The following is an 8,191-nucleotide window of genomic DNA, read 5'->3' on the forward strand; positions in this document are numbered from 1 at the left end:
AATCTTTACAAAGAAAACGTTGCCACGTGTTACACAATCATTATTTACAATACATAAGGGGTTTCTTGATACACGTAATAATTCAACCAATTAGAGAATAGTAAATTCCCATGACTCCTCCACCTAACAAGCGGCTTCTCATTTGGATTATTATGTTTAAAGTAATTTTTAGGCACATCAATATTTAACCCTTTTTGGCGGTCCCGTTCATATTCTTGCTTTAACGTATCACAACTATATTCACTATGTCCGAGTGCGAAAACTTGCCTTCCTTCTTGCCCGATAACAAGATGAACACCCGCTTCTTCAGAATTAGCTAATAACGTTAATTCTTTCACTTTTTCAATATCGCTCTCTCGCACTTCTGTATGACGAGAATGCGGAGCAAAAAATAACTCATCAAACCCTTGTAATAGTTTCACATGTTGCTCGCGAACCTCATGTTCAAATACACCGAACATTTTTTCCGCAAGAGGATACTTCGGCACACCATAGTGATAATACAAACCTGCTTGTGCCCCCCAGCAAATATGAAGCGTAGATGTTACATTTGTTTTTGAATACTCCATAATACGTCCAAGCTCTTCCCAATAATCTACTTCTTCGAAAGAAAGAGTTTCAACTGGTGCTCCTGTAATAATGAGTCCATCAAATTTTTCATTCTCAATATCACGGAATGTTTTATAGAAGCTCGTTAAATGGTCCTGCGCTACATTGCGGGACAGATGCGATTCCATATGAAGTAAATGAACATCTAATTGCAACGGTGTATTTCCAATTAAACGAAGTAATTGCGCCTCTGTTTCTTGCTTTGTAGGCATTAAATTTAATATAGCAATTTTCAAAGCACGAATATCTTGTGTTGCTGCTCGCTCCTTCGTCATTACAAAAATATTTTCCTTCTGTAATACTTTGCGAGCTGGTAAATCTTTATCAATTATGATCGGCATGTTGTTTGCCTCCGACTAGCGCAGCTTCTAAATCTGCAATAATATCAGAAACATCTTCTATACCAACCGATAAACGGATTAAATCAGATGTAACACCAGCTAAACGCTGATCTTCTGCGCTTAATTGTCTGTGCGTCGTACTAGCAGGGTGTATAACACAAGTTCTCGCATCAGCTACATGCGTTACGAGCGTCGCTAGTTTCACATTTGCAATAAATTCTTTTGCTGCTTCTAATCCGCCCTTAATACCAAATGTTAAAACGCCACTAGCACCTTTCTTCAAATACTTTTGTGCTAACGAGTAATTTTCATTACTATCTAATCCCGGATAATTCACCCATTCAATACGATCATGATTAGCAAGCCACTTAGCAACTGCGAGAGCATTTTCGCTATGACGCTCCATTCGTAAATGCAGTGTTTCTAAACCAATGTTGCTAATATAGGCATTGAATGGGCTCATACAGTTTCCGTAGTCTCTTAATAATTGAACGCGCGCTTTCACAATATAAGCTGCCGCTCCAAAATTTTGAACATAGCTCACACCATGATAACTCGGATCAGGTTCGACAAGCTCAGGGTATTTTCCATTTGTCCAATCGAAATTCCCTCCGTCTATTACAATGCCGCCTAGAGAACTTGCATGACCATCAATATATTTCGTTGTGGAATGGACAATGATATTTGCCCCATGTTCAAATGCCTGGCATAAATAAGGCGTCGCTAATGTATTATCAACGATAAAAGGTACTTCTAATTCTTTTGCTGCAGCTGAAAGTTCTTTGAAATTCAAAACGTTCATTGCCGGATTTCCTAACGATTCTGCATAAACGAGTTTCGTCTTATCGTTAGCAAGTACCGCAATTTCATCTGCCGTTAAATTAGGATTAAAGAACGTAACATCAATACCAAGCTTACGTAAGCTTACTCCAAATAAATTAAACGTTCCCCCGTAAACAGTTGAAGAACAAAGAAGATGATCTCCACTACTACAAATATTTAAAACTGCGAGCATAATAGCTGCTTGCCCTGAAGCCGTTGCAACAGCTCCTACACCGCCTTCTAAATCTGATAACTTTTGTTCAAATGCAGCTAGTGTGGGATTCCCAATACGTGTATAAATATAGCCCTCTGCCTCTAAGTTAAATAATGCTGCTAAATCATCCGACGTATCGTATTTATACGTTGTACTTTGATAAAGCGGTAGAACGCGTGGCTCACCATTCTTTGGCGTATAGCCACCTTGCACACAAATTGTTCCCTTTCCCCATGATTCTCCCATCTCTCATTCTCCTTTCTTTTTATGCAAAATAAAAAACTGCTCCTTTCCTAAATAAGAAAGAAGCAGTTTGAAAACACGCTCTAAAATCTCTTTCTTATCTCTCAGGGCTATTACCTGCAGGATTTGGCACAATTCCGTTATTCGGCTGTTGCCAAGGTTTCATCGGGCCTGTCCCTCCACCTTTTCTTGATAAGACTATGCAATTACCGTTGATTTTATAGCAATAATTTCCTAATGTCAAACGGTTTTTCTGAATGTTCTAAAATAAATGTCAACAGTTTCATATAAAGCAACAAAAGAAGTATATTCCATATTTATTCAAAAAAGACCTTTAAAAAATTCCAATCAATATATAGAATTAAATAAGTGGTTTAACTTATAGGACCCAAGCTCTAATGAAATCCCAATATATATGTTGAATAAGCCAACCTCTCACAAAGATACTATATATATTCCATTCATTTCACACTAGCATATATAATCCTTTCTCTATTACAACTTACATAACGGAGGTATAACATGACAAATACAAAGGACATGCACTATATACTCGCTCTATATGGCATTCTTTTAGGCTCTATAGTAGGGGCTACGGTTTGGTTATTTTTAGTTACGCTAAATATCGGAATCCACTTTATTTGGGGATATTTACCTAACGTTTTCTCTTCTCCCCCTTATTACACTCTTTGTGTAACAATCATCGGCGGTATCCTCGTTGGTTTAACACAAAAATACTTCGGTACATATCCACGTCTTATGCCAGAAGTAATGGGTGAATATAAAAAAACAGGCAGAATTGAATACCGTTTTGTACATAAAGCTACTTTAACTGCGCTTATTGTTTTAATATTTGGAGCTAGTCTAGGCCCAGAGGCCGCACTTGTTGGAATTATCGGCGGACTTTGTACATGGGTAGGAGATCGCTTTAACTTCGCTTTAAAGGGAATGAACGAACTAACAGAAGTTGGAATTGGTGCTACTTTAAGCGTCATTTTTAACGCTCCATTATTCGGTTATTTAGCTCCGAATGAAAATGAGGGTGAACAAATTAATGGGTTTTCTAAAAGAAAAAAAGCAGTTGTATATTTAACTACTACTTTTGCTGGTTTTTCCGTTTATTTATTGCTTAGTAAACTCGATAATCGTGGATCCTTTATTGTTGATTTTGGGGAAGGATCCCTTTCAATCAATGAATGGATCGCCTTTCTCCCTCTTACTTGCATCGGTGCTCTCGTTGGTTTCTTGTATTTCAAAGTAGAATTTACATTAGAGAAAATCATCCATCCTTTCCGCGAATACAAACTAACACTTGGAATTATAGGTGGTATTTTATTAGGAATTGCGGGGACTTTTCTCCCATACACATTATTTTCTGGGGAACATCAATTAAAAGATTTAGTCGTTGAATGGAGCCATTTATCTTTTTGGGTATTACTTCTTTCAGGAGTCTTAAAATTATGTATTACTGCCGTTTGTTTAAATACAGGTTGGCGCGGCGGACATATTTTCCCAATTATATTTTCTGGGTCAAGTATCGGATTCGCGATGGCTTCCATTCTTCCTATAGATCCAATAGCATCTGTGGCCATCGTAACGACAGCAATCTCAAGCTATGCATTAAGAAAACCGATAGCTATAACATTATTATTACTTATGTTTTTCCCGCTTAATTTACTATTGCCGATGCTCGGAGCAGCAGCTATCGGTAATGCATTTCCGCTTCCTAAACATAACGAAACTACAAATTAATAAAAAAACAGCATTAACATAAACGTTAATGCTGTTTTTTTTGAGTGACGATTATAATTTTAATTAAAATTTGCTTGCTACTTTAGCAGCTTCTTCAAGACCTGCTGCAATAATTTCTTCTGCTTTGTCTGGGAATTGGTTATGACCTTCAATAACGATTGTTTCCATGTTTGTTGCACCGAAGAAGCCCATCATACTTGCTACATATTTAACAGCCATTTCAACTTCTGCGGCTGGACCTTCAGAATATACGCCACCGCGTGCATTTAATAATGCAATTTTCTTATCTCCGATTAGACCAACTGGACCTTCTGGCGTATATTTAAACGTTTTACCAGCACGGTTTAAATAATCAATATACGTGTGTAGTACTGCTGGAATCGTTAAGTTCCATAATGGGAAACCAAAAACAACTTTATCAGCTTCTAGGAATTGATTTAAATACTTATCAGCAACTGCTACTGCTTTTGCTTCTTCTTCTGTTAAATCAAATCCTTTACCTGCCTTGAATGTACCGTTAATCATGTCTACGCCTACGTATGGTAATTCTTCTTTATATAAATCAAGTTCTACTACTGTATCATTTGGATGTGCTTCTTTGTAATTTGCTAAAAATGCCTCGTATAATTTCACACTTACTGCTTGTTCCGCTGGGCGGTTGTTCGCTTTTACGAATAAAACTGTTGCCATTATTTCTTCCTCCTACTACTCTCTCTTACATTGTTATATATTACTTACAAAAAAGGATTACTCCCTTGTAATTGTTGTTGCTTACAAATACATTTTATCTTGATATCAAAGTAATTTCGTCCTCACATAGACGTATTTTTCCATAAAAAAAGTCCACCTTCTAAAGGCGAACTAGGTCTTACGACTTTCGTCTTATACAATCCCATTCTTCACTGCATATAATGCTGCTTGTGTGCGATCGGATAAGTTTAATTTACTCAAAATACTGCTTACATGCGCTTTAACCGTTTTTTCTGTAATAACTAACACAGAAGCGATTTCTTTATTGCTCATTCCCTTTGCTAACAGCTGTAACACTTCGTTTTCTCTTGCCGTTAATACATCTACATGAATGAGATTTTCCGCTTCTTTCTCTTCCTCCGGTAATGTTTGAGAAAGAAGTGCATTTGCTATATCAGGATGTAATTGAATATTACCTTTGTACGCGCTTCGAATAGCTTCAACAAGTTGATCTGGTTCTACATCTTTTAAAATATAACCACTTGCTCCGGCCTTCAATGCCGGCAGTACATGTGCTTGATCAGAAAAGCTAGTTAATACTATCACTTTCACATTCGGATATTCTTTTTTTATACACGCTGTTGCCTCAACGCCATCCATTTCGGGCATATATAAATCCATTAGTACAACATCAGGATTTGTTTCTCCCACTTTCACTAACGCTTCTTTTCCATTATTTGCTTCTCCGACTAACTCTAGATCTTCCTGTGTACTTAAGAAAAATGCTAATCCTTTTAAAACAACTGTATGATCATCAACTAACAATACTTTTATTTTCACAAACTTCCCTCATTTTCACATCATAATGGCACATTTACTTGTATACTCGTTCGTTTTTTTTCACTTACAATTTTAATTGTTCCACCAATCAATTCTACCCTTTCACGCATCGTTGTCATGCCAAGTGACTTCTTCTCTTTTATGTCTTTTTCTCTAAACCCATTGCCTTGATCTACTATTTCTAACGATACATGTTTCTCAGTCACTTTAAAATAAATCGTCGCTTCTTTTATACCCGCATGCTTACTTACATTGTTTAGCGCTTCTTGCCCAATACGCCATAATGTTTCTTCTACCACACGTGGTAAATCACGAACACCTGTAACTTGTTCCCTAATTTTCAATCCTAAATTTTCACCGTACTGCTTTAAAGCTGGTAATAACCCTTTCTCTAACCCCGCCGGACGAAGCTGCCAGATTAATGTCCTCATCTCTTTTAAAGCCCCTTGCGCCAGTTCACGCATCTCATGCAAAGATCCATCTACCTTTTCATTTTGACCTTTTAAAACCGCCTCCGCGCCTTTCGTCATAAAGGTTAATGAAAATAATTTTTGTGAAACTGAGTCATGTAAATCTCTTGCTAACCGATTTCTTTCTTCCATTCGTACAAGTTCACGGCGTTGCTCATTTAATCTTAAATTCTCTATTATTAACGAAATATGATTCGATAGAGCTTGGATTACATCTATTGTATTAACATCAAACTCTCCATTATTTGAACTAACACACAAGACACCAAATATATGACTTTGAATATGTATCGGCGTAGCAATAACGGCCCTATTTGGATGTACGCTATGCCCAATTTGACGTTTTAATAAAACAGGCTCATCTTTTTCTAATGCCTTCTTTGCTGCTTCTTTCACATCGTCTTGTAACTCTTCCTGACCATAAGACGCTCGCAAAGATAATTCTGTTTCTTCTCTAATAAAAAACGCCACTTGGTTCCATTGAAATACTTCACCTACGTGATTTACCACTTTCTCAGGTAATACATTAAACTTATGAATCGTTTTTAACGCTTGAATAAAACGTTCCAATTTCACATAATAATGTGCTCTTCGCTTTTCATTTTCATATAATTTGGTTCGCTTTAAAGCCGTCCCAATTTGAAAAGCAACGGATTGGAGCAAAACCAATTCTTCTTCTGAAAAATGTGTTTTACCTGGGCTTGCAACATTTAATACCCCAAATTTTTCTCCTCCGGCCTTTAAAGGAACCGTGGCATGATGAAGAATCCCTTCCGTATCTCCCCAATTATATTCGATTGCATTATTAATTCTTTTACATTCAATAATATTAACCGCTCGCTCTAATTTCCCATCTACAAAACCACGTAAACACCAACACTCACCTTCACACATTGGGCGTTTATTTTCATATGTAAGTGCCTCTGGTAACTGATAGTCAATTAGCTTTGTATACCTTCCATTTTCATCCGCAAGAAAAATCCATCCTGTCGTTAAACCTGTTACACTAAGTAATTTTTCTAGGACTGCTTGCAATACATGGTAAGTATCATTTGATGTATTTAGCGTTTCTGCAATTTCTTTTAATATAACTAATTCATTTGTACGATTATCTCGAAACATTCCAAGTCTCCTACATACAAGATTTTAAATCACTTCTCAAGTAAATCATCTACTTTTCACTTTGTACTTATTCGTAACATTGATATAATGGTGAAAACATAGTTTTCATTATATCACTTGAGGGGGCTTTCATAATGACATTAAATAAAGCACTTACAATCGCTGGTTCTGACACAAGTGGCGGTGCTGGTATACAAGCAGATTTAAAAACATTCCAAGAACTTGGCGTATATGGAATGACATCTCTTACGACAATCGTAACAATGGACCCACATAACGGGTGGGCACATAACGTATTCCCAATCGCGGCTTCTACATTAAAGCCACAATTAGAAACAACAATTGAAGGTGTTGGAGTAGATGCTTTAAAAACGGGTATGCTTGGATCAGTAGAAATTATTGAAATGGTTGCTGAAACAATCGAAAAGCACAATTTCAAAAATGTAGTAGTTGATCCTGTTATGGTATGTAAAGGTGCAGACGAAGCATTACATCCTGAAACAAATGATTGCTTACGTGACGTTCTTGTTCCAAAGGCACTAGTTGTAACACCAAACTTATTTGAAGCTTACCAACTAAGTGGTGTGAAGATTAATTCTCTTGAGGACATGAAAGAAGCAGCGAAGAAAATCCATGCTTTAGGTGCAAAATACGTTCTAATTAAAGGCGGCAGTAAGCTTGGTACAGAAACTGCAATCGACGTCCTATATGATGGAACAACATTCGACCTTCTAGAATCAGAAAAAATTGATACGACAAATACACATGGCGCAGGTTGTACATATTCTGCTGCAATTACAGCAGAACTTGCAAAAGGAAAATCTGTGAAAGAAGCAGTAAAAACTGCTAAAGAATTTATCACAGCGGCTATTCGTCATTCATTCAAAATCAACGAATATGTAGGTCCAACTCATCATGGTGCATATCGTAAATTCGTTGTATCAAAAGAACTTGTCTAATATATAAATAAAAACACCCACAGCGTTCATACATTGTCTTGAAGTGAACCCGAATAGTGGTACATGAAAAAAACACCTCCTGAATTCGCATACTAAGTATGCAAATTCAATGGAGGTGTTTTTGGTTTG

At 36.8% G+C, this 8,191-nt stretch carries 7 protein-coding genes and 1 riboswitch; of the genes, 2 read left to right on the forward strand and 5 right to left on the reverse strand.

The annotated features are described in order from the left end of the window. Nucleotides 1–44 precede the first annotated feature (44 nt). Nucleotides 45–950 (reverse strand): homoserine O-acetyltransferase MetA, encoded by a 906-nt coding sequence (metA, locus tag MR065_RS21995; RefSeq protein ID WP_097902462.1) that lies wholly within the window; start codon nt 948–950, stop codon nt 45–47. Then, nucleotides 934–2,232 carry a bifunctional O-acetylhomoserine aminocarboxypropyltransferase/cysteine synthase gene (locus MR065_RS22000; protein ID WP_242215063.1) on the reverse strand — a complete coding sequence of 433 codons (1,299 nt, stop codon included), beginning with the start codon at nt 2,230–2,232 and terminating at the stop codon, nt 934–936. Before MR065_RS22000 ends, metA begins: the two co-directional genes overlap by 17 nt. Before the next feature lie 91 nt (nt 2,233–2,323). Beyond that, a riboswitch (SAM riboswitch) is annotated at nt 2,324–2,428 on the reverse strand. A gap of 323 nt (nt 2,429–2,751) precedes the next feature. Here MR065_RS22000 and MR065_RS22005 point away from each other — a divergent pair. Further along, nucleotides 2,752–3,981, forward strand: coding sequence for a chloride channel protein (locus MR065_RS22005; RefSeq protein WP_242215064.1), 1,230 nt, complete (start codon nt 2,752–2,754; stop codon nt 3,979–3,981). A 63-nt stretch (nt 3,982–4,044) separates the two neighbouring features. Here MR065_RS22005 and MR065_RS22010 read toward each other — a convergent pair whose 3' ends face one another. From MR065_RS22010 to MR065_RS22020, 3 genes are all read right to left on the reverse strand, one after another. Next, nucleotides 4,045–4,671 carry an FMN-dependent NADH-azoreductase gene (locus MR065_RS22010; RefSeq protein WP_050844766.1) on the reverse strand — a complete coding sequence of 209 codons (627 nt, stop codon included), beginning with the start codon at nt 4,669–4,671 and terminating at the stop codon, nt 4,045–4,047. A 192-nt stretch (nt 4,672–4,863) separates the two neighbouring features. Then, nucleotides 4,864–5,511, reverse strand: a complete 648-nt coding sequence (locus MR065_RS22015) for a response regulator (protein ID WP_098268601.1) — start codon at nt 5,509–5,511, stop codon at nt 4,864–4,866. A gap of 20 nt (nt 5,512–5,531) precedes the next feature. Then, on the reverse strand, nt 5,532–7,103 hold the full coding sequence (locus tag MR065_RS22020) for a GAF domain-containing sensor histidine kinase (RefSeq protein ID WP_097902466.1): 1,572 nt from the start codon (nt 7,101–7,103) through the stop codon (nt 5,532–5,534). A gap of 134 nt (nt 7,104–7,237) precedes the next feature. Here MR065_RS22020 and pdxK point away from each other — a divergent pair, with 134 nt between their 5' ends. Then, nucleotides 7,238–8,062: a pyridoxine/pyridoxal/pyridoxamine kinase gene (pdxK, locus tag MR065_RS22025; protein WP_242215065.1), complete on the forward strand. Its 825-nt coding sequence runs from the start codon at nt 7,238–7,240 to the stop codon at nt 8,060–8,062. Nucleotides 8,063–8,191 lie beyond the last annotated feature (129 nt).

Source organism: Bacillus cereus group sp. BfR-BA-01383 (assembly GCF_022663495.1).
Classification (GTDB): domain Bacteria; phylum Bacillota; class Bacilli; order Bacillales; family Bacillaceae_G; genus Bacillus_A; species Bacillus_A cereus_AU.